This is a genomic window from Candidatus Planktophila versatilis (assembly GCF_002288105.1).
Taxonomy (GTDB): Bacteria; Actinomycetota; Actinomycetes; order Nanopelagicales; family Nanopelagicaceae; genus Planktophila; species Planktophila versatilis.
On the sequence record NZ_CP016774.1, the window covers coordinates 899828 to 920751 of the forward strand.

The 20924-nt window shown below is 48.4% G+C and carries 21 protein-coding genes and 3 tRNA genes; 6 read left to right on the plus strand and 18 right to left on the minus strand.

All coding sequences use genetic code 11. From position 1 onward, the window contains the following. Positions 1 to 16: 16 nt before the first annotated feature. From clpX to A1sIA79_RS04600, 6 genes are all read right to left on the minus strand, one after another. Positions 17 to 1315 carry an ATP-dependent Clp protease ATP-binding subunit ClpX gene (gene clpX / locus A1sIA79_RS04575; RefSeq protein ID WP_095675041.1) on the minus strand — a complete coding sequence of 433 codons (1299 nt, stop codon included), beginning with the start codon at positions 1313 to 1315 and terminating at the stop codon, positions 17 to 19. 42 nt (positions 1316 to 1357) lie between these two features. Further along, the gene (locus A1sIA79_RS04580) at positions 1358 to 2617 is read right to left on the minus strand and encodes an MFS transporter (protein ID WP_095675042.1); all 1260 of its coding nucleotides are present in this window, start codon (positions 2615 to 2617) and stop codon (positions 1358 to 1360) included. Positions 2618 to 2653: 36 nt separating this feature from the next. Next, positions 2654 to 3274, minus strand: coding sequence for an ATP-dependent Clp protease proteolytic subunit (locus tag A1sIA79_RS04585; RefSeq protein WP_095675043.1), 621 nt, complete (start codon positions 3272 to 3274; stop codon positions 2654 to 2656). Continuing rightward, on the minus strand, positions 3274 to 3891 hold the full coding sequence (locus A1sIA79_RS04590; RefSeq protein WP_190277093.1) for an ATP-dependent Clp protease proteolytic subunit: 618 nt from the start codon (positions 3889 to 3891) through the stop codon (positions 3274 to 3276). Before A1sIA79_RS04590 ends, A1sIA79_RS04585 begins: the two co-directional genes overlap by 1 nt. A 126-nt stretch (positions 3892 to 4017) precedes the next feature. Next, the gene (tig, locus tag A1sIA79_RS04595; protein ID WP_095675044.1) at positions 4018 to 5313 is read right to left on the minus strand and encodes a trigger factor; all 1296 of its coding nucleotides are present in this window, start codon (positions 5311 to 5313) and stop codon (positions 4018 to 4020) included. 48 nt (positions 5314 to 5361) lie between these two features. Next, positions 5362 to 5437: transfer RNA gene (locus tag A1sIA79_RS04600), tRNA-Pro, on the minus strand. A 75-nt stretch (positions 5438 to 5512) separates the two neighbouring features. Between A1sIA79_RS04600 and A1sIA79_RS04605 the strand changes: the two genes are divergently transcribed. Continuing rightward, positions 5513 to 5586: transfer RNA gene (locus A1sIA79_RS04605), tRNA-Gly, on the plus strand. A gap of 5 nt (positions 5587 to 5591) precedes the next feature. On the opposite strand, the gene A1sIA79_RS04610 is transcribed toward A1sIA79_RS04605, so the two are convergent. Further along, the gene (locus tag A1sIA79_RS04610) at positions 5592 to 6584 is read right to left on the minus strand and encodes a collagen-like domain-containing protein (RefSeq protein WP_190277038.1); all 993 of its coding nucleotides are present in this window, start codon (positions 6582 to 6584) and stop codon (positions 5592 to 5594) included. 243 nt (positions 6585 to 6827) lie between these two features. Here A1sIA79_RS04610 and A1sIA79_RS04615 point away from each other — a divergent pair, with 243 nt between their 5' ends. Together A1sIA79_RS04615 and A1sIA79_RS04620 are read left to right on the plus strand one after the other, a co-directional pair. Next, complete coding sequence (locus A1sIA79_RS04615) at positions 6828 to 7508, plus strand: hypothetical protein (RefSeq protein ID WP_190277039.1); 681 nt, start codon at positions 6828 to 6830, stop codon at positions 7506 to 7508. A gap of 99 nt (positions 7509 to 7607) precedes the next feature. Further along, positions 7608 to 8063: a ribose-5-phosphate isomerase gene (locus tag A1sIA79_RS04620; protein WP_095675500.1), complete on the plus strand. Its 456-nt coding sequence runs from the start codon at positions 7608 to 7610 to the stop codon at positions 8061 to 8063. Here the strand turns inward: A1sIA79_RS04620 and trmB are convergent. Continuing rightward, positions 8060 to 8719: a tRNA (guanosine(46)-N7)-methyltransferase TrmB gene (trmB, locus tag A1sIA79_RS04625; RefSeq protein ID WP_095675046.1), complete on the minus strand. Its 660-nt coding sequence runs from the start codon at positions 8717 to 8719 to the stop codon at positions 8060 to 8062. The genes A1sIA79_RS04620 and trmB overlap by 4 nt on opposite strands. A 79-nt stretch (positions 8720 to 8798) precedes the next feature. Between trmB and pepN the strand changes: the two genes are divergently transcribed. Beyond that, complete coding sequence (pepN, locus tag A1sIA79_RS04630; RefSeq protein WP_095675047.1) at positions 8799 to 11336, plus strand: aminopeptidase N; 2538 nt, start codon at positions 8799 to 8801, stop codon at positions 11334 to 11336. On the opposite strand, the gene A1sIA79_RS04635 is transcribed toward pepN, so the two are convergent. Both A1sIA79_RS04635 and A1sIA79_RS04640 read right to left on the minus strand, forming a co-directional pair. Beyond that, positions 11337 to 11531, minus strand: a complete 195-nt coding sequence (locus A1sIA79_RS04635; protein ID WP_095675048.1) for a hypothetical protein — start codon at positions 11529 to 11531, stop codon at positions 11337 to 11339. It lies immediately after the preceding gene. 9 nt (positions 11532 to 11540) lie between these two features. After that, positions 11541 to 12056 (minus strand): HNH endonuclease, encoded by a 516-nt coding sequence (locus A1sIA79_RS04640; RefSeq protein WP_095675501.1) that lies wholly within the window; start codon positions 12054 to 12056, stop codon positions 11541 to 11543. Positions 12057 to 12174: 118 nt separating this feature from the next. On the opposite strand from A1sIA79_RS04640, the gene A1sIA79_RS04645 reads away from it, so the two are divergent. Beyond that, positions 12175 to 12720, plus strand: coding sequence for a mechanosensitive ion channel family protein (locus A1sIA79_RS04645; RefSeq protein WP_095675049.1), 546 nt, complete (start codon positions 12175 to 12177; stop codon positions 12718 to 12720). Here A1sIA79_RS04645 and A1sIA79_RS04650 read toward each other — a convergent pair. Genes A1sIA79_RS04650 through ettA form a run of 4 tightly spaced genes read right to left on the minus strand, consistent with a single transcriptional unit; the run spans position 12717 to position 16452 of the window. After that, positions 12717 to 13103: a globin gene (locus tag A1sIA79_RS04650; RefSeq protein ID WP_095675050.1), complete on the minus strand. Its 387-nt coding sequence runs from the start codon at positions 13101 to 13103 to the stop codon at positions 12717 to 12719. The two genes, A1sIA79_RS04645 and A1sIA79_RS04650, sit on opposite strands and share 4 nt — an antisense overlap. Then, complete coding sequence (locus A1sIA79_RS04655; RefSeq protein ID WP_095675051.1) at positions 13103 to 14365, minus strand: MFS transporter; 1263 nt, start codon at positions 14363 to 14365, stop codon at positions 13103 to 13105. The genes A1sIA79_RS04650 and A1sIA79_RS04655 overlap by 1 nt, the downstream gene beginning before the upstream one ends. A 12-nt stretch (positions 14366 to 14377) precedes the next feature. Next, positions 14378 to 14785 carry an acyl-CoA thioesterase gene (locus A1sIA79_RS04660; RefSeq protein WP_095675052.1) on the minus strand — a complete coding sequence of 136 codons (408 nt, stop codon included), beginning with the start codon at positions 14783 to 14785 and terminating at the stop codon, positions 14378 to 14380. Beyond that, positions 14785 to 16452, minus strand: coding sequence for an energy-dependent translational throttle protein EttA (ettA, locus tag A1sIA79_RS04665; protein WP_190277040.1), 1668 nt, complete (start codon positions 16450 to 16452; stop codon positions 14785 to 14787). Before ettA ends, A1sIA79_RS04660 begins: the two co-directional genes overlap by 1 nt. A gap of 45 nt (positions 16453 to 16497) precedes the next feature. On the opposite strand from ettA, the gene A1sIA79_RS04670 reads away from it, so the two are divergent. Next, positions 16498 to 16571 (plus strand) — tRNA-Arg (locus A1sIA79_RS04670). 56 nt (positions 16572 to 16627) lie between these two features. On the opposite strand, the gene A1sIA79_RS04675 is transcribed toward A1sIA79_RS04670, so the two are convergent. The 4 genes from A1sIA79_RS04675 to pstC form a co-directional block, all read right to left on the minus strand. Further along, positions 16628 to 17782 carry a substrate-binding domain-containing protein gene (locus tag A1sIA79_RS04675; RefSeq protein ID WP_223298126.1) on the minus strand — a complete coding sequence of 385 codons (1155 nt, stop codon included), beginning with the start codon at positions 17780 to 17782 and terminating at the stop codon, positions 16628 to 16630. A 116-nt stretch (positions 17783 to 17898) separates the two neighbouring features. Beyond that, positions 17899 to 18792 (minus strand): phosphate ABC transporter ATP-binding protein PstB, encoded by an 894-nt coding sequence (gene pstB / locus A1sIA79_RS04680; RefSeq protein WP_223298127.1) that lies wholly within the window; start codon positions 18790 to 18792, stop codon positions 17899 to 17901. Positions 18793 to 18796: 4 nt separating this feature from the next. Then, a complete protein-coding gene (gene pstA, locus A1sIA79_RS04685) occupies positions 18797 to 19843 on the minus strand; it encodes a phosphate ABC transporter permease PstA (RefSeq protein WP_095675055.1) in 1047 nt (348 codons plus the stop codon). Beyond that, positions 19840 to 20832 (minus strand): phosphate ABC transporter permease subunit PstC, encoded by a 993-nt coding sequence (gene pstC / locus A1sIA79_RS04690; RefSeq protein WP_095675056.1) that lies wholly within the window; start codon positions 20830 to 20832, stop codon positions 19840 to 19842. The genes pstA and pstC overlap by 4 nt, the downstream gene beginning before the upstream one ends. Positions 20833 to 20924 lie beyond the last annotated feature (92 nt).

The window sequence follows — 20924 nt, forward strand, 5'->3', positions numbered from 1 at the left end:
GCAGTCTAGTTTACCTTTACGCGCTTTTCTCCTCTGTGTTCTTCTCACGACGAGAAGCGCGCTTAGCAATATCGCCAGTGCGTGGCAGCAAGGTCGGAGCAGCGCCATCTGTGATGCAACTCTTTTCGATGATTACCTTGGCGACATCTGTGCGGCTCGGGATCTCATACATGACCCCAAGTAATACTGATTCCATGATGGCGCGTAGTCCACGTGCACCAGTCCCGCGAATGAGTGCAAGGTCGGCCACCGCTTCCAGGGCTTCCTCTGAAAATTCGAGTTCCACATCATCTAGATCAAAGAGCTTCTGATACTGCTTTACCAGCGCATTCTTTGGCTCGGTAAGAATCTGCATTAGAGCTGGCTTATCAAGATTTTCAACGCTGGTAAGAACCGGCAGGCGACCAATGAATTCAGGAATCATTCCAAACTTGAGCAGGTCTTCTGGCATGACATCGGCAAAGATGTCTCTGCGATTCTTCTCCTCCGCGCTCTGAAGTTCAGCTCCGAAACCAACGCCGGCCGAACCACTGCGTGATTCAATAATTTTATCGAGGCCAGCAAATGCACCGCCGACGATAAAGAGAACGTTTGTGGTATCAATCTGAATAAATTCTTGATGTGGGTGCTTGCGACCACCTTGTGGTGGAACAGAGGCAACTGTTCCTTCTAAAATCTTAAGCAGCGCTTGCTGAACACCTTCACCTGAAACATCTCGAGTAATAGATGGGTTTTCAGATTTGCGAGCCACCTTATCGATTTCATCGATATAGATGATTCCGGTCTCAGCCTTTTTCACATCGTAATCGGCAGCCTGTAAAAGCTTGAGCAAAATGTTCTCAACATCTTCCCCGACATAACCTGCCTCGGTGAGCGCTGTTGCATCTGCAATAGCAAAGGGGACATTGAGCATACGTGCCAGAGTTTGCGCCATCAGTGTCTTACCGCAGCCTGTAGGACCAAGCAGGAGAATATTTGATTTCGCGAGCTCGACTCCATCTTCATTGCGGGAATCTCCAGATTGCACACGCTTGTAGTGGTTATAGACAGCAACCGAAAGTGACTTCTTTGCCCGATCTTGGCCAATCACATATTGATCAAGGAAATCAAAGATGGCGTGTGGCTTAGGAAGTTCACTTAAACCAAGTGAGGAAGCCTCGGAGAGTTCTTCAACGATGATCTCGTTACAGAGTTCAATACATTCATCGCAGATATAAACGCCTGGACCTGCAATAAGTTTCTTAACCTGCTTCTGCGTTTTGCCGCAGAAGGAGCACTTGAGGAGGTCGTTAGCTTCGCCAATTCGGGTGGACATGGGTGTAAGGATAGTTTTTATGGTGAAAAATTGCGCGTGAAATCAAGCCTGACTTTGTTCGCCTATAGGTGAATATGGCGGCAATTTCGACTTCATCTCTTTCACTCCCGGCACCAGAAGTACCAATGCGCAGATTGCCAGATGAAAGACTGCGACGCCGATGAGCAACTCTTTCTCACCAAAGATATTCACCAGCGGGCCAACTAAGGCCATGCCAAGTGGCATTAGCCCCATCGTGCCCATGTAATCCAAACTAAATACTCGTCCCTGATATTCAGCCGGTACTTCACGTTGCACCGATGTTGACCAGAATGCTTCCCACGGCCCCACTGAAAAACCGGCGAGCAGATAAGCAAAAAGAATTAAGGGCGCAGAAGAAGGAAATGCCAGAATAAGAGGTGCGAAGATAAATAGCCCCCACACAACGACTGAGACCAACCCTTCATTTTTCACCTTCCACTTGATAAAGATGACTGCGGATATCGCTCCCCCCACACTAAAGAGCGCCGCCGATGCGGCATATACCGAGGCATCGCCAAATTCACGCTTGGTAATGACAGGCAGCAGAACATTCTCAACGCCAATCACCAGCATCAATTGCACAGATGCCATCACGATCATCGCGGCAATCCACTTGTAGTACCAGACCACTCGAACACCCTCTCGCAAATCTTGCACGAAGTGGTTTTTCACATTGTCATTTTTCGCAATCGGACCTTCATCAATACGAGCCAGGATTGCGGCCCCTGCCAAAAAGAAGATGGAGCATGCAACATAGGTTGCATGAGTTCCGAGTGCGACAAGCAGTACTCCGGCAACACCAGGACCGGCAATCTGTGATGTGCGAAGAGCAATTCCGCGAAGCACATTTCCAGCAGGCAACAAATGATCAGGCAAGATGCTGGGCATGAGTGCTTGCGCTGCCGGTGCGCCAAAACCATCAGAGATTCCCATCAACACAACAATCAGACCTAAGATCCACATCGAAATCTGCGCAGGATCAATAAAGACAACTACTGAACCAATGACTGCTCGAAAACCATCGGCGGCAATTAGAACTGTTTTCCTAGGTAATCGATCAACAACAACGCCACCTACCGGAGAGAAGAGAACGCCAGAGAGAACTCGCGCACCCAGAATCAAACCCAAGGTGGTGATAGTTCCACCGGCATCAAGGATGGTGACGGCAAGTGCGATTGGAAATGCTGACATCGCAAGAATGGTCAAGATCGTTGAGATCCATAGGTTGCGATATGCCGGGTATGAGAAAAGAGCGCCGGGTTCGAAATATTTCTTTAGCATTTTCGAACCAGACGCCCCTTTAGTGAAATTGTGTGCTTAAGGCTTTGCCTTACGTGAAGCCATCACCTTATCGATGATTCCGTATTCCACTGCCTCTGCAGCTGTCAGAATCTTGTCACGCTCAATATCTTTCTCAATCTCTTCCACAGTCTTATTGGAGTGCTTGGCAAGCATGGTCTCGAGTAATCCACGCATGCGAAGAATTTCGCGTGCTTGAATTTCAATATCTGATGCCTGTCCGCCACCTTCTGATGAAGGTTGGTGAATCAAGATACGTGAGTGCTCTAGGCCATAGCGCTTACCTTTTGTGCCACCAGCCAAGATGATTGCGGCAGCTGATGCTGCTTGGCCAAGACAAATTGTTGTGATGTCTGGGCGAACAAATTGCATGGTGTCATAAATTGCGGTGAGTGCAGTAAATGATCCACCCGGTGAGTTAATGTAGATCGAGATATCGCGATCTGGATCCATTGACTCCAAAGTCAGAAGCTGGGCCATCACATCGTTTGCCACAGTGTCATCAATTGCCTGACCAAGGAAGATGATGCGCTCTTCGAATAACTTTGTATATGGGTCTAAGCGCTTAAAACCATAGGCGGTCTTCTCTTCAATTGTTGGAAGAACGTAGCGGTTCGTAATTTCTTGAATGTGCTTCATTACTTCTTACCTCCCGCGATTTGGCCTTCATTTGATGCGATGTGATCGATAAATCCATAGGCAAGTGCATCCTTGGCATTAAACCAATTATCGCGATCTGAATCAGCAATAATCTTGTCTAGCGGTTGCCCGGTGTGCTTGGCATTGAGTTCAGACATCGTCTGCTTGGTAATAGCCATCTGCTCTGCCTGAATCCGAATATCTGTTGCAGTTCCGCCAATGCCACCTAGCGGTTGGTGCATCAAGATTCGAGCGTTTGGTGTTGCATAACGCTTGCCAGGTGCGCCAGCTGTAAGAAGGAATTGACCCATTGAGGCAGCCATTCCCATGGCAACTGTTGCAACATCGTTTTTGATGTAATGCATCGTGTCATAAACAGCCATACCGGCAGTTACTGATCCACCAGGTGAGTTGATGTATAGGTAAATGTCTTTCTCAGAATCTTCAGCAGCTAGTAACAACATCTGCGCGCAGATGGCGTTGGCCATCTCATCGCGCACTTCACCAGCAAGAAAGATGATTCGCTCACGGAGTAAGCGACTATAAATCTGATCGCCTAGTCCAAATGGCTCTGAACCAACTGAGCGCGCTACAGGCGTGTTCTCCTGTGGGTTAATAACATCCACGTTTCATCCTTCCAATAACTTTCCCTTGTATTGACCTTAACAATTACCGCGCCAATTTGCTTCCCAAATATGAGAGATAGGCGCTAAAAACTCTGATGTTCGCTTACGGCTAAAGAGTTACTCGGCTTCGGGCGCTGCTGGCTGACCTTGTGCTGGGCGAAGGGCTTCAAGATCAATCACTTGGCCGGACTTGTCGACAACTGAGACACGACCCAACACTGATGCAAGTGCCTTCGCGCGAGTTACCTCAGCAACTACCTGGCTAATTTGTCCAGCTTTTTGTAGCTCCTGTGCAAATTGCTCCGGACCCATTCCATAACGCTGTGACATACGAATGAGATATTCGGTGAGTTCGATTTCAGAGACTTGAACTTCTTCCACCTTCACTATGGCATCAAGTAGGAAATCAGATTTAATTGAGGCGCGAACCTGGCCATCTACTTCAGCGCGGTGTTCGGCATCTTCCATCCGAGATTCACCCGCAAGGTGCTCATTCACTTCTTCGAGCACAATCTCATCTGGAACTGGGATATCAAGATCTGCCAGTAACTTTTCTAGAAGTAGGTCGCGTGCTTGCGCGCCTTGTTCCATCTTCTTCACTCGTGATAAACGCTCTGCGATATTCTCTTTCAGCTCAGCTAAAGTATCGAATTCAGATGCAAGTTTGGCAAATGCATCATCGGCTGCTGGTAGCTCGCGCTCTTTTACCGCCTTCACACCGATTTCAACATCGCCCTTTTCGTCATCTTTTTGACCAACGAGTTGGGTGGTAAATGTCTTGTTATCCCCCGCGCTCATTCCAACGAGTGCTTCATCTAGTCCGTCAATCATGCGATTAGAGCCAACTTCATAGGAAATCTCATTCGCTTTTCCACCATCTACTTCAGCGCCATCAATACGGGCTGTGAGATCGATAGTGACAAAGTCACCAGATTGTGTGGCACGCTCAACCGTGTTTAAGGTTCCAAAGCGAGCGCGAAGCTCATCTACCTGCTCATTGATATCAGTATCTGCGACAACAACATCATCTACTGTGACAGTGATCTTGGAAAAGTCTGGAAGCGTCACTTCTGGGCGCACATTTACCTCAACGGTAAAGATGAGCTTGTCGTTATCGACAAATTCCTTCACATCAACAGTGGGGCGTCCCACAACGAGCACGTCATGCTCACGCGCAGCTTTGCCATAGAACTCAGGCAGAGCGGTATTAATCGCCTCATCAATAACCGTTCCACGTCCCACGCGCTGATCAATCATCGCTGCCGGAACTTTGCCCTTACGAAAACCTGGGATGTTTACCTGTGTTGCCACCTTCTTATATGCAGCTGCAACATGGTTAGTTAGCTCTGCATAAGGAACTTCAACTTCTAAACGAACGCGAGTGGCAGAAAGTGTCTCAACGGTGCTTTTCACGAAGTGCTCCTATTAGTTAATGACAGCTGTAATACTGTGAAGAAATTCTGGTCGGGGCGGGGAGATTCGAACTCCCGGTCTCCTGCTCCCAAAGCAGGCGCGCTAGCCACTACGCTACGCCCCGAGGCGCAACAACGGAGTCTAGAGTAATTTTTTACTCTGAGTTACACACCCTGTACGCTCATCCTTCGCACCACTCGCGGGTGTAGCTCAATGGTAGAGCCCCAGCCTTCCAAGCTGGCCATGCCGGTTCGATCCCGGTCACCCGCTCCATGTTTTTAGTTAATGATTCCGACCTTCTGGAGAAAAATCCGGCCCGAAAAAGTAACTCCCGATTCCGCGGAAGACTCTCCAGTTACGTCAATGAGATTTACTGTCAAAGATGAAACTGTGCCTGCTGTCTTAATGGTTCCAGTTATTGTGACTCCATACACAGTGCTTTTCCCAGCCAAAGTTACCAACTTTGAGCGAGACGCAGAAAAATTGTAGGTTGGAGTCTCCCCTGTTGAGCTAACTCCGGCTGCAAAATCTAGATATGTTGCTGAAGCTTCCCCCGTCAAGTAAATCTGAAAGAAGTATGACGAGTTAATAGCAAGACTTCCGAAGGCTGATGACGAAGCCACTCCAAGAGGGGTGCTTGTGTTTATTGTGAAGTTGCCAATTGATATTACTTTTACCTCAGACGTACCCGCAGACCCAGCAGTCCCTGTTTCCCCTTGTGCACCAGCTGCTCCCGTTAAACCAGTTGCACCTGTTGAACCTGTTGGTCCACTTGGGCCGATGCTTCCCGCAGCACCTGATGCTCCGGTTGCACCCGTTGCACCTGCAGCTCCCGTTGCACCTGGTGTTCCTCCACCTGAACCAGAAGATCCTGCGGCACCTGCAGGTCCGGCAGGTCCGGCTGCACCTGTTAGTCCACGTTCACCTTGTGGCCCAACTGAACCAACGCTATTTGCATTATTGGTGCCAATTTTTGCATCGGATCCATTCTTTCCATCACTACCTGTGACACCTGTTGCGCCAATAGGTCCTTGCAAGTTCTGTGGCAGTGGCCATTTACCTTTCGCTTTTGGTCCATAAATGAGAAGACTTCGGGTATCAATATAAAAATCGCCATTGATGCCCAGTGAAGTAATTGGCAGACCTTTGCCATTAAGAATTGTGTTTGGAATTGAGGCTGCTGTTCTACCGGCAGCACTTGCTGAAATCACTGATGTGGATGTTGTAAGAATTGCAATAGTAACTAGGACGGCTATTCGTGATGCTCTCACTGGTGACCCCTTCACACTAGGTTGTCCACCCAGTGTGAAGTGGCACCAGGCTTGCCAGAATCGGAGAATCCCCTACCAGCACACAGGAAGGGCGTGCGTGTAGGGGAAAAACTCACAGATTTCACATGAAAACTCGCATGAGCCTCGCAGGCTATCCAAGTATCTTTCTGAGCCTAGGACGCTTTAGTACAACCAAGTCGAGGCGAGGGCTTTGGCACAGAGCAAGAGAGTGGGGGCATGCGAATGTCAACAAAGAAAAGGATTGCAACAATTGTTATTACAACTGTTGCACTTACTGCAGGAACTGTTGGTGTTTCAACAGCCTCAACAAAAGCAACACGTATCTCAATTACCAATCCAAGTGCTAACGGTGTCAAGGGTCCTCGAGGGATAGACCTTGCCGCCACACTTTCCGCACTTGTCACAAAGGGCACAATCACACAAGCACAGGCAGATGCAATCATTGCCGCGGCTGATGCAGCCAAGGTAGCTGCAGAAGCAGCCCGTGCTGCAGCCCGTGCTGCAGCAGAACTGGCTAAGCCTTTGAAGGCTGAAAAGATGGCAGAGCTTGCACTGATCTCAACAACAATCGGTATCGACTCAGCAACCATCAAGTCGCGCCTTGCCGCAGGAGAAACTCTTGCGACAATCGCGGGGCCTAAGAAAGATGCGTTGATTGCGGCACTGGTTGCAGATGAGACCAAAAGAATCGATGCTGCGGTCACAGCTGGGAAATTAACTGCCGCACAGGCAACATTCCTTAAAGATCGCCTCGTCGCTCACATAACTGAAGAAATCAATGAAGTTCGCACCGCAGGACCAAAGGGTGGCTTTAAAGGTGGATTTGGGCACAAGGGAAAAGGTGATTTTGAGAAGGCTCCAAGAATGCCAGCTCCAAGAGCAACAACTGCGGCAATCGCATAACTAGTTCAAATATGTAGTACCTCCTTGGGTAAAAACCCCGCCATGCGAAAGTGTGGCGGGGTTTTCACATGCCCGCCCCCGCACATGCTTAAATTGCGCATGCGCATTCACATCGGCAGCGATCACGCCGGCCTTGATTTCAAGAACGAATTGATTACACACCTCGTTGTTAATGGCCACGATGTGACTGACCACGGGCCCTATGAATATGACGCACTCGATGATTACCCAGATTTCTGCATCCCATGCGCCGAAGCTGTGGCTAAAGATTCCACCTCACTGGGAATAGTTCTCGGTGGTTCCGGTAATGGTGAGCAAATTGCGGCCAATAAAGTCAAGGGCGTGCGTGCTGCACTTGTGTGGAGCATCGAGACCGCCAAACTTGCCCGCGAACATAACAATGCAAATGTGATTTCCTTAGGGCAAAGGCTTCATGATGCGGATTTTGTAAAGCAGCTCATCGATACCTTCATCGCAACAAAGTTTCCTGGCGATGAACGCCATGTGCGCAGAATTGATAAAATCAGTAATTACGAAGTAACAGGTGAGATTTAAGCCTTAAAGTATCGAAGATCAGTTACTTGATGATCTTTAGTTATGCCTTGCCCCTCAAATCGCGTGACTGGTCTCCATTCAGGGCGCGCTACTACTCCCCCGGTAAATAAGGTGCTGGGCGTGAAAACTTCTTGAATATATTCGGCATAGGGCACCCAATCAGTTGCAATATGGATATAGCCGCCTGCTTTAATCTTGGGGTGAATAAGTTTTAAGAATTCATTGTTCACAATGCGCCGCTTGTTGTGGCGCTTCTTCGGCCATGGATCAGGAAAGAAGAGATGAATCGCATCTACTGAATTATCGGCAATCATGGTTTTCAGGATCGGGTGGGCATCGCCTTCAATAATTCTCACATTGCTTAATGCAAGTTCTTCAATTCGGGCCATCAATTTTCCAATGCCTGGCTTATGAACTTCAACTGCAATAAAACCGGTATCAGGAAAATCTCTGCCGATCAGGGCAGTTGCCTCGCCCATGCCGAAGCCGATCTCGAGAACTATTTTCGACGAGTCTGGAAAGAGGGCTGGGATTTCAATAAAATCTTCGGAGTACTGCATTCCATAAATCCCCCAGTATTTATCCAGGGCGCTCTGCTGTGGAGCGGTGATGCGAGACCCACGTAAGCGGTATGTGCGTACCGAATCTTGTTCCATTGCACAATCCTAACCTCTGACGAATCACCGAGTTGGTGGTTGGATATGCTCTCTTGCATCATGCACTGAAGGAGCACCCGTGCCAGGCACAAATATCAAGCAGGTAGAAGCCACCGAACGTTCGGCAATCATTAAGGTTGCTAGCTATGCCATTGATTTAGATCTGACTACTGGTGCGGAAAACTTTCGGGTAAAGACCACGGTGAAATTTGCTGGTCTTAAACCAGGTGCAACTACCTATATCGATTGCGTGGGTGCGCGGGTAATAAGTGCCAAGCTCAATGGCGCAGATTTTGACCCACGCTTTGATGGCGAGACTATTTATCTTCCAGCCCTTGCGGCAGAGAACATTCTTGAGATCGAACATGATGGTGTGTATTCCAATTCTGGTGAAGGCCTGCACCGATTTGTCGACCCAGCCGATGATGAGGTTTATCTCTATACCCAGTTTGAAACTGGCGATGCCCGCCGCATGTATGCCTGCTTTGATCAACCAGATCAGAAGGCGACATTTGCGATCAGCACCATCACTCCTGACCACTGGGAAATAATTTCAAACTACGCAATCGAATCAACAAAAGATCTAGGAAGTAAGAAGAAATTCACTCAGTTTGCTACTTCGCAAGTGATCTCTACCTACGTCACCGCCATTGTGGCCGGTGCCTATACCTCTGTGCACGATGAATACAAAGGTGAGAAGACGATTCCACTGGGCATCTATGCCCGTAAATCATTTTTTAAGCACGTTGATGCAGCGAACATAATTGAAGTCACCAAGCAGGGCTTTGCCTACTTTGAGAAGACTTTCGGTCTCGCCTATCCATTTGGAAAGTATGACCAAATTGCGGTCGCCGAATATAACTGGGGCGCCATGGAGAACGTGGGCTGTGTTACTTTCCATGAAGATGTCCTGATCTTTAGATCTAAGGTCACAGAGCGAAACTATGTAAGTAGGGCAACAACTATCCACCACGAGATGGCGCATATGTGGTTTGGTGACTTGGTCACTATGCAATGGTGGAATGACTTATGGCTCAACGAATCTTTTGCCGAATGGGCTTCCTATCAATCGGTCAGTGAATCAACTAAATACACCGAAGCCTGGACTGAGTTCAATTCACTACGTAAGAACTGGGCATATCGCGTAGATCAGCTCACCACAACGCACCCAATTGCTACCGAGATGGAAGATCTGGACGCTGTGCGCACCAATTTCGATGGCATCTCATATGCCAAGGGTGCTTCCGTATTGCAACAACTTGTGGCACATGTGGGCCGAGATAATTTCATTACCGGACTTCGCCGCTACTTTGCTAAGCACGCCTTTGGTAATACAACTCTCAAAGATTTAATTGATCAACTCGAAGCTGCCTCCGGGCGCGACCTCACTCCATGGGTTGCAACCTGGCTGCGCACCGCAGGTGTGAACACACTGCGCCCAGTGATTGCACTCAATGGCGATACCTACGCATCACTTTCTATCAAACAAGAAGTGCCAACCATGCCGGTGGGCTCTACTGAACTTCGCCCCCACAGATTGCATGTGGGTCTCTTTGATATTCAAGGCAGCAAGCTGGTGCGGCGCACAAGTGTGGAACTCGATGTTGCCGGCGCACTGACTGAAGTCACCGCATTTGCTGGCCAAAAATGTGCTGACCTAGTTCTGATCAACGATAAAGATCAGAGCTATGCAAAGTTGCGCTTTGATGAACGCTCCATTGCAACGATGAAGAGCCACCTAGGCTCACTCGATGATTCCTTAGCCCGTGGACTTATCTGGGCATCGCTCTGGGATTCATGTCGTGATGGCGAGCTCTCAGCAACTGATTACATCGCTATCGCACTGCCCGCTTTGAAAAATGAATCAGATATCTCGATTGTCAGCGCCACTTTGGGTCAGATTGATACTGCGCTCTGGGCATATGCCCATCCATCACACCGTGCGGCACTTCGCTTGCAAGTGGCAACTGCCATCGAATCATTTCTTGATGTAGCTGAGTCCGGTAGCGATCATCAACTGCAATTTGCAAAAGGCTTTGCCAACACTGCAATCACTCCAGCGCAACTAGAGCGCATCAAGGCCATTCTTGGCGGCTCAATCACTGGGCTCACCATCGATGCTGAACTTCGTTGGTTCCTATTCATTTGTGGCGTCAAGCACGGGGTATTTGGTCCTGCTGATATTGAAAAGGAATTGGCACTAGATAAGACAGCGCACGGCAAGCAATACGGTGCGATGGCTTATGCGCAAATTCCAACTAAAGATGCCAAAGCCAAGGCATTTAGCTCGATTACTACCGATGATTTATCGAACACGATTCATTCCTTTAAATGCCGAGGATTTAACGATCCGCTTCATACAGAAATCTTGAGCGACTTCGTTGATCAGTATTTTGATGTACTGCTCAAAGTCTGGGAGACTAAAGGCTATGAAATTGCTGAAACCACAGCGACTCTGCTTTTTCCGTCCTGGGTCATTAGCGAGGCAACTGTGAAAAAGGCCCAGCACTGGCTAGATGTCACAGGTAAAGATGCATCGCATTCGCTACGCAGAACGATTCTTGAATCACGCGATGCCATGGTGCGCGCGCTAAAAGCACAGGCTGCCGATCAGTAATTACTCGATATGAGTAATAGAAGAAGTGCTCTTACTCTTTTTCTTTTCGCCCGTAAGCGCCCATGAAATAAGTGAAATAAGAAGAAACAATCCAACTGGCGCTGCCACAAAATAAGTGAAAGTTTCTACGGCCGTTAATCCTTCACCCGGCATTGCACCAGGCTCTTGGTTAATCATGAGCAGTTGAGAAAGCATTGGCAGAGTCTATGCAGTTGCGGCAGCGACGCCAAATGGCTCTAGGTATGGCAGCCAACGATTTTCGGTGCGACCTGTTCCGAGAATTCGCCAGGCAGCGCCCACTGGTTCGCGCGGTAACGTGCGAAGTCGCCAACCAAGTTCCTTTAGTGGCTTATCTGCTTTGACATGGTTGCACTTATGGCAAGCACTCACAACATTCTCCCAATTGTGACCGCCGCCACGAGAACGTGGAATGACGTGATCAATAGAAGTTGCCGGTGCTGTGCAATAGACGCAGCGTCCACCATCTCGCGCAAAGATTGCCCGACGCGAAAGTGGAACTGCATGACGATAAGGAATCTTCACAAACTTATTGAGGCGAATTACTGATGGGAGCTCAATCTGACCATGTGCAAAGTGCAAGACGGTTCCAGAAGCTTCAACCATAGTTGCGCGGTTGTTCAGAACGAGAATGAGCGCACGACGATCAGTGACAACACCCAACGGTTCGTAGGTGGCGTTGAGAACTAATGAGCGGTTCATCTCTACCTCGGTTCCAGCGCGTGGCTCGCGCTGATTGGGTAATTTTGTACTAAAACTCTCCAAGACGGGGGCATTTTGTGGTGAAGTTTTAGTAAAGATTTCACTACCCTTAACGCCTATGAACGAGCGCACGCAGGCAATCTGGGATTGGTTTAACGGCGCCCCATTTCGCATCCTCGTCATCTTTATCATCGCTGCCTTCGGCCATGTCATCGGCCATCGAGCCATCTCCCGGGCCATTGGCCGCCTGGCAACAGCTGACTTAAAGCCAGGACCAGGAACGGCAAAACGCCAGGCAGAACGGGCCCGCACAATCGGAACCGTCTTTAGCTCCACCTATAACGCCGCCATCTGGATCATTGCAACCGGAATGATCTTGGGTGAATTCGGATTTAGTTTGGGGCCAGTTCTTGCATCGGCCGGTGTGATTGGTGTGGCAATTGGACTCGGCGCACAGACCCTAGTGCGCGATGTGCTCTCTGGAATCTTTATGTTGGTAGAAGATCAATATGGAGTGGGCGATGATATTCGCGTGCAAGATATTGCCGGACGAGTAGAAAAAGTTGGCCTGCGTATCACCCAGGTGCGCGATGCTGATGGTGTGCTCTGGTTTGTTCGAAACGGCGAGATTTTATTGGTGGGAAATAAATCTAAGCAGGGCTAATCCAGCTGATTAACTAGATGATTTGCTGCTCCCTCTAGGTATCTCCACAATTTATCTTTTTCATCCTGGCCAAGTGATGTTCCATCAACTGCCAACTTCATGCAGCCAATCCAGGCATCACGGGCCTCTTGGTTAATATGAAAACCGGCATGGCGCATGCGAAGACGCGGATGACCACGTTCTTCTTGATAAGTGCTTGGTCCGCCCCAGTACTGCTCTAAGAACATCTGCAATCTACGCGCCGCACCCTTCATATCTGATTCTGGATACATCGGGCGCAACACGGGATTGACCGCAACGTGGGCATAGAACTGTGAGACCAAGTCGGCAAAGAAAGGTTGCCCGCCAAAGAGCTCGTAATAATTTGTAGTATCGCGCTCCATCAACTTCTCAACTCTGCCGAAGTTTTTCCTTTGGCGATCTGCAATACGGCAAAAGCACTGATGATGCACATGATGGCGGCGATGTAGAAAGAGAGTGCATAGTCACCAAGTTTTACCCGCAATACCGCCGCACCCAGGGCGGCAATTGATGCCCCCACTTGGTGACCCACAAAGACCCAACCATAGACAACAGTGGAACGCTGGGGACCAAGGACAATGCGACAGAGAATAAGAGTGGGTGGAACGGTGGCAATCCAATCAAGGCCATAGAAGATTACAAATACCAATGTGGATGGATGAATGGTGCTAAAGAGAATAGATGGTAATAAAAAGAGGGAGAGACCGCGCAGGCCGTAGTAGAAGAAGAGCAATTTACGGGGATCATACTTATCTGTCAGATACCCAGAGAGAATTGTTCCAATCACATCGAAGACGCCCACTAGTGCCAACAAGCTAGCAGCGACAGTTGTGCCCATACCGTGGTCGTGAGCTGCTGGAATGAAGTGTGTGCCAATGAGTCCGTTGGTGGAAAGTCCGCAGACAAAGAATGAGCCAAAGAGAATAAGGAAGTTTCTATCTTTCACTGATTTAACCAAGGTATCAATGGCTAAGCGACCTGCCGGCATTTCACTAGCAACTGGTGGTTGCCAATCTTCCGGCGCTCCATAGGGCTTCATGCCTAAGGCTTCTGGTTTCTCTTTCAGGAAGAGATAGATGAATGGAATCATGAGCGCAGATGCGGCGCCAACAGTGATGGAGATGCTCTTCCAGCCGTAAGTGATCGCAAAGTGCGAGAGCATGGGAAGGAAAACTAATTGACCAGTTGCTGTGGCAGCGGTCAGCGCCCCAACCACAATTCCTTTGCGGGCAACAAACCAACGATTAGCAATCGTTGCAGCAAAGACCAAGGCCATGGAACCAGAGCCCACACCCACGCCGATGCCCCACAGCGCCCACAAGTGCCATGGCTGAGTCATAAAGATTGTCGAGGTGGAACTCGCTGCTACCAATGCAAGTGCAGTCATCACAACTTTGCGCACAGTAAAGCGTTCCATCAGCGCCGCCGCAAAAGGTGCTACCAAACCAAAGAGAAGTACGTTAATTGATATCGCTAACGAAATTTGCGAACGGGACCAGCCAAAAGCTTCTTCCAAGGGAAGAATGAGCACAGTGGGTGCAGATCTAAACCCAGCTGTTGCAACGAGGGTGAAGAAGGTGACTACTGCTGCAATCCACCCGGGGTGAATCTTTCGCTCTTGCATTATTTAAACCTACTAATCCTTGAGGTAGCGATTAAGGAATTCGCGCTCTTGCTCCGAAATTGGACGAGACTTCTTTGTCTCCAGCGAAACCATCACTTGCACCGACTTCATCTTGGCATGGACCACACCATCGGTGCCCAGCAATTCATAGCCGACGACAAAAGATGTGGTGCCAATGGAGTCAACCCATAGCTTGAGATCGTAGAAACGACCACCTTCGTAGATAGGCACGATGTAATCAATCTCGTTGCGGGCAACAACCATCTCCATCAGGGTGGGCATCTCACCTTTTGTCGAGTATTGGTAGTAGGCCCATTGATAACGAACTTCTTGAATGTAGGTCAGATACTTTGCATTATTGACATGGCCAAAGGCATCGATGTCATCCCATCGCACATATTGCTGCCCCGAATAAATCATTAGCGGGTCAGCTTTCGGTATGTGGCGCGATGCGGACGAGCAGCATCGGCACCTAAACGGGCAATCTTGTTCTCTTCATAAGATTCGAAGTTTCCTTCAAACCAGAACCACTTTGAGTCACCTTCATAGGCCAAGATGTGAGTTGCTACCCGGTCAAGAAACCAACGATCGTGAGAGATCACAACTGCGCACCCAGGAAATTCCAGAAGTGCGTTCTCAAGTGAGCCCAGTGTTTCCACATCAAGATCGTTCGTTGGCTCATCCAGGAGCAATAAGTTGCCCCCTTGTTTCAAAGTAAGAGCAAGGTTTAATCGGTTACGTTCTCCACCAGATAAAACACCAGCAGCTTTCTGTTGATCAGGACCTTTAAATCCAAAGGCGGCAACGTATGCACGCGATGGCATTTCAACTTGTCCCACCTTCATGAAATCAAGACCGTCTGAGACCACTTCAAAGAGTGATTTCTTTGGATCGATTCCACCACGGGACTGATCAACATAGGAAATCTTTACCGTCTCACCAATTTTTACTACTCCTGAATCTGGCTCTTCCAGACCTAAGATTGTTTTAAAGAGCGTTGTCTTACCGGCGCCGTTAGGCCCAATAACTCCCACAATTCCATTGCGTGGCAGAGTAAATGAGAGATCATCGATAAGAACGCGATCGCCAAAGCCTTTTACCAAATGCTCTACTTCAACAACAATGTTTCCAAGACGCGGCCCTGGTGGAATCTGAATCTCTTCAAAGTCCAACTTACGCATTTTATCGGCCTCTGCCGCCATCTCTTCATAGCGAGCAAGACGAGCCTTTGACTTAGCTTGGCGACCCTTTGCATTCTGGCGAACCCAATCGAGCTCTTCTGTTAAACGCTTAGCGCGCTTGGCATCTTTCTGACCTTCAACTTTTAGACGTGCTGATTTTGTCTCTAAATATGTTGAGTAGTTACCTTCATAGGGATATGCGCGGCCGCGGTCTAGTTCAAGAATCCACTGCGCAACGTTGTCCAAGAAGTATCTATCGTGAGTGATCGCTACAACAGTGCCAGGGTATTTACTTAAATGTTGTTCTAGCCACAACACTGATTCCGCATCGAGGTGGTTAGTGGGCTCATCTAGCAAAAGTAGGTCTGGTGCTTCCAAAAGCAATTTACATAAAGCAACGCGGCGCTTTTCTCCACCAGATAAAACTTTGACATCAGAATCAGGCGGCGGACAACGCAGCGCATCCATAGCTTGCTCTAGCTGTGAATCAAGTTCCCAGGCATTGCGGTGATCAAGTTGCTCTTGGAGCTCGCCCATTTCGGCAAGTAACTTGTCGTAATCAGCATCAGGGCTGGCCATCTCCTCCGATACTTCATTAAATCTACGCACCATTTCCATGGTCTCAGCCACACCCTCTTGCACATTTTCAAGAACGGTCTTCTCTTCATTCAAATGTGGTTCCTGCAAGAGAATTCCGACGGTGTAACCGGGAGATAGGTAGGCCTCACCATTGGAAGGTTGTTGCAAACCGGCCATGATCTGAAGAACTGTTGACTTACCAGCACCGTTGGGACCAACAACACCAATCTTTGCTCCAGGTAAGAACATCAAGGTAACGTCATCAAGAATTACCTTTTCACCATGCGCTTTACGCGCCTTCTTCATCGTGTATATGAACTCAGCCATAGTCGCAAACCTTACTGGGTACAATTGCCTCATACGACCCTGCAGGCGCCTGTAGCTCAGTCGGATAGAGCAACCGCCTTCTAAGCGGTAGGTCGCAGGTTCGATTCCTGCCAGGCGCACATAAAAAACTGGGTAGCTCGCCGAAGCGAACTACCCAGTCCCTATTTTTTAAGTATTACTTATTCATCTTTGCGATTTGAGCGTTAGCCGCATCAAGGAATGTTCCAGACACAACTACGAACCCTAGCGAAGGCTTTGCACCCGAGCACGCAGGAGAAACGATGTACTGTGCAAGTTCCTTCACAGCAGCACCACGAGCCTTATCTGCATATTGGGTTTCAATAAGCATGTAAGAAATGATTCCAAGTGTGTATGCACCAGCAACTGATGTGTTGTAGTCATAGCTCACGATGCCGTTAGCATCCTGCTTTGCTGCACCTAAGAATGCTGAAGTAGCTGCAGAATCTGGGTAGGTAAAGTTTCCGGAAGCATTTGATACGTATGCTGCACGAAGCCCGAAGGTATCTCCCCAGTTCTTCTCAGCGTAGGTAATCGAGTACTTGGTTTTTGCTGCAAGTCCTGCAACTCCCTGTGACTGTCCCGCTCCGACAATACGACCAATGTTGCCTGCGGCGTTAAGGGTGGCGGTTGGGAATGCAGTTGTAAATGCGTTATTTCCTGGCTTTGTCCAAACAGTTGGAGCAACACCATTGAGCCATGCTGTGAAGTTACCTGTTGTTCCTGATCCGTCTGAACGGTAGATAACTCTGATTGATTGGTTTGGAAGTGTGTAGTTAGATGTAAGAGTTCTAGTGTTAAGAACGATTGGATTTCCGCTTGCATCCTTTGCAACGTTTCCGTCCTTATCTTTCCGGTAGATAACTGTCTTGATTTGACGGTTGTTATCTGCCTGGATTGCTGGATCATTCCACTTTGTTATGTCACCAGAGAAGATCTTTGCAACTGTTGTTGATGAAAGGTAAAGATTCTTCTTTCCAGGGAGATTGACGAGAACTGCGATTGGCGCTGCAACGATTGGCGCATGGAAAACTGTTGAACGCTTAGTTGCTGCAGTGTGGGCTACATCTGAAAACCAGAAGTCACCAATTTTTGCGTCTGAATTCTTAACACCAGTGCTTGAGCCTGTTGAGGTATAGACATATGAGTGCTTAGTGGCCGTATTGAATCCTGCCTTACACTCTTGTAGTAATGGATCAACAAATGATGCACCCGAGCCAGCAAGATCAACAGCGTGTGCTGGGGTAGCTGTACCAACTGCAATAAAGCCGGCGACGATTAGTGCCTTGGCCTTCTTAGAAAACTTCATCATTTACCCTTCGTAGAACGGACGTAAGTAACTCTTACGCTCCACAAGATATTCAGCGGGCGTTACTTTTTAGCCACCAGAAGGTAAACGTTTAGGTTCCAGAAGGTGAACAAATAGATTTAGCCGAAGCGGCCAGTTACGTAATCCTCTGTGCGCTTATCTTGGGGAGAAGAGAAAATGCGACTCGTTGGAGCTGCCTCAATCATTTCGCCTGGACCTCCATCGGATAGGAAAAAAGCGGTGTAATCAGAGACTCGGGCTGCCTGCTGCATATTGTGTGTGACGATGATGATTGTCATGGTCTTGGCAAGATCTGAGATTGTCTCTTCAATTCTAAATGTTGATCCTGGATCAAGAGCAGAACATGGCTCATCCATCAAGAGAACCTGTGGTTCAACTGCTAATGAGCGAGCGATGCAGAGACGTTGCTGCTGACCACCCGAGAGAGCGCCACCGTGCTCTCCTAGCCGGTCTTTAACCTCGTTCCATAGCCCTGCGCGTATCAGGCAGGATTCAAGAAGTTCATCTGTGTTCTTCTTCTTCAACTGAGCAAGCTTGAGACCAGAGAGCACGTTTTCGCCGATTGTCATTGAAGGAAATGGGTTTGGCTTCTGGAAGACCATGCCTACGCGAAGACGAATCTTGGTTACATCTGTATCCGGTGAGTAGATATCTTTTCCATCAAGCAGAACTTCTCCAGCCATTGCGGCAGTAGGGATAAATTCATGCATTCTGTTGAGCGTACGAAGAAATGTTGACTTACCGCAGCCTGATGGTCCGATAAGTGCTGTCACTGTTCCTGCAGCAAAATCGAGTGTCACATCGGACAGGACGTGCTTCTTACCAAACCAGGCATGCACACCGCGAGTTTCAAGACCATTGCCGAGTATCGCTGTCCCTGGTTGACGTACCGCGCGGGCTGATGCAACGCTCGATAGTGAGGATGGAGTTACGTGTGATGTCGTCATTTGTTCTTCCTTCTCGTTGTTAGTGAAATTATTAGATTCGGTCATGGAATTACCCAACCTTTCTTCCGCTTATGTAGCGTGCCATACCAAAAAGAATGAAAATGAAGCTCAATAGCACCAACATGCCCGCCCAGGCACGAGCAAGTGCTTCAGGAGTGCCACTAGTAAGGAATGCTTTCCAAATATAGAACGGAAGCGATCCCATCGCTCCCTCAGTCGGATTGAGATTCAAGGAATCTCCTCCACCCGAAACTAGAAGTATGGGTGCGGTCTCACCAATAATTCGAGCTACACCTAAAATGATGGCGGTAACCAAGCCGCTCTTGGCTGCCGGAAGTACAACCCCGGCAACGGTACGCCATTGAGTTCCACCTAAAGCAACGCCAGCTTCACGAAGTTCATTGGGAATAAGCCGCAGCATTTCCTCGGCCGTTCTTGCAATGGTTGGGATCATCAAGATGGTGAGTGCAAGGGAGCCCATCAAACCTGAGAGCTCTTTTGTTACAGGGTAGACCAAACTAGACAAGATAAAGAGACCAGCAACAATGGATGGAACCCCAGACATTGCCTGTACCAAGAACTTGATCGGGCGAGTTAGTGAACCGCGAATTTCCGTCAGGTACAGCGCAGTAAGAACTCCAATTGGGAAACTGATGATGAGCGCCCCACCAACCATGAGGATTGTTCCTACGAGTGCATGCAACAACCCGCCACTTGCAATTGGGTCATTCACTGATGCAAGGGCCATATCTTTGGTAAGAATTCCCCAGTGAAGCCCCTTGTAGCCCTTGCTAAATACGGTAGCGACGATACTAACGATTGGAATTAATGTGATCACAATCGCCATTACTGCAAGCACTTGAAGCAAAGCATCCTTGGCTGCAGCTGTTCCACGCTTAAAGTAGTGGAAACTGAAATTTAGAATAAGTAGTGAGATGAAGAGCGAGAAGAAGAAACCTAATTTTCCATTAAACCCTGTCAATTCGACTGAAGCACCAGCTAAAACAAAAGCGGCAAATACAATCAGGAGACTTTTGACCTTGTCTGCACCAGAGGGTTGCCACGGTTTCTGTGGCATAGGAATGACTTTATTCATCGTCCCTTACCTCCGAAACGATTGATGAGTAAGTCTGCTGTCGCATTTACTAAAAGGGTGAGCAAGAAGAGAATCAATCCGGCTGCCATCAGTGCATCGACCTCGTAAGGACCCGCTTCACCGAATTTGAGAAGAATTAAGGATGCCACGTTTCCGCCAGCACCAAAAAGAACCTGCCAATTTATTTGATAAACGATATTGAGTACCGTATAGACCGCAACTGTTTCACCCATAGCGCGACCAAGTCCCAACATAGCCCCACCGATTATGCCGCCACGGCCAAAAGGGATTACGACAGCCTTAATCATCGCCAGCTTGGTAGCTCCGAGTGCATACGCCGCTTGGATTCGATCTAACGGGGTCTGGTCAAAAATTTCACGGGAAATCGCAGTAACAATCGGGATGATCATGGTTGCCAATACCAATCCAGCAATAAATGGTGAACGCTCAAAAACAGGAGCAGGTAAATCAAAGATGGGAATAAATCCCAGGTATTTATTGATTAGCTTGGCCCAATACTCAGCTGACGACATAAAAACAATAAATCCCCAGAAACCGAAGAGCAGAGAAGGAAATGCAGCCATCAAATCGATTACAGATATGAGGAACTTCTTTAGTTTTCCGTTTGCATAGAATGTTAAATACAGTGCAGTCAAAACGGAAATTGGCACGCCTACTAAAACTGCAATAAGGGCACACAACATTGTCCCCACTAACATCGCACCGATACCAAAATTTGATTCACTGATGTCGCCGGTTTCATCAGTTATAGCTTCCCAAGCAGAGCCGGTGATGAATCCCATTTTTTCGTCGACGAGAACGTGCGCACCCTTTAGTGAGAGGAAGAGTGCAATCAATCCCAGAATTACTAATGAAGCCATTCCGCCAATAGTTACAACCAGGCGAAAAATCTGATCAGAGCGACGGGGCTTGGTTGTGATTTCCCGAGGCACCGGTGGGGTCGGGCGCTCTTTTAGTTCAATTGCCATGAGCAGATAATGGTGGCAATCCGCATTAAGTAATGAGACTCTAAGTTAACAGCAGGTGAACGGAGCCTGAATTATCGCTCCACCCCCATAAC